Source organism: Mesorhizobium sp. M4A.F.Ca.ET.050.02.1.1 (genome assembly GCF_003997725.1).
Taxonomy (GTDB): Bacteria; Pseudomonadota; Alphaproteobacteria; order Rhizobiales; family Rhizobiaceae; genus Mesorhizobium.
The window spans coordinates 1-595 of sequence record NZ_RZSG01001424.1; the positions used below are offsets into that span (position 1 = coordinate 1).

General features: G+C 63.0%; 1 protein-coding gene. It reads right to left on the reverse strand.

Translation table 11 applies throughout. The features are described 5' to 3' along the window. Positions 1-471, reverse strand: a 471-nt coding sequence (locus tag EOA33_RS37935) for a hypothetical protein (protein ID WP_210212667.1), incomplete at its 3' end; no start/stop codon positions are given. Between the last annotated feature and the right edge of the window lie 124 nt (positions 472-595).

The window sequence follows — 595 nt, forward strand, 5'->3', positions numbered from 1 at the left end:
GCCCGGACCTTCGGAGAAAGTCAGATGATCCAACTGGTAGCGTCCGAAGACGGACCACGGCGTACCTGTGAAACGGTAGGTGGCCTGCAGAGCCGCCGAGACGGTGTCGAAGTGCGCGCCGTCCGCCGAAAGTCTCGCGAAGCCAAGTTCGCCGTCGAAGCGAAGGTTGTCCTGGGCGAAGTAGCGCACCACGCCGCGGCCACCCCAATTGTCGAGATGCTCGGATTCACCGGAGGCCCGCAACTGGCCGTAGTAGACTTGTCCGTAGACGGTCACGTTGCCGAAATAGGCTTGAGCTTCAGGGCCGACCGAGAAGGAGTATAGATCGGCACCGCCGAAATCTTCGCCGCCATATCCCGTGATCGTAGCGAAACCGCCGAGCGCATAGGCGCTCGGATCGCGCCAGTAGCCATGGATTGCGCCGCCGTAGCTGTAGATGTTCGTACCCTCGACCCACAGCGAATCGATCACCGCGTCGGTCTGGATGTTCCAGCGAGCGTCGATCGGAAATTGACCCGGGCGGCGCCGCCGGCGGTCGTGCCGTCTGCATCGTCCCCGGGGGTCGCGAAGTAGAGACCGCCGAGATATACCTCGC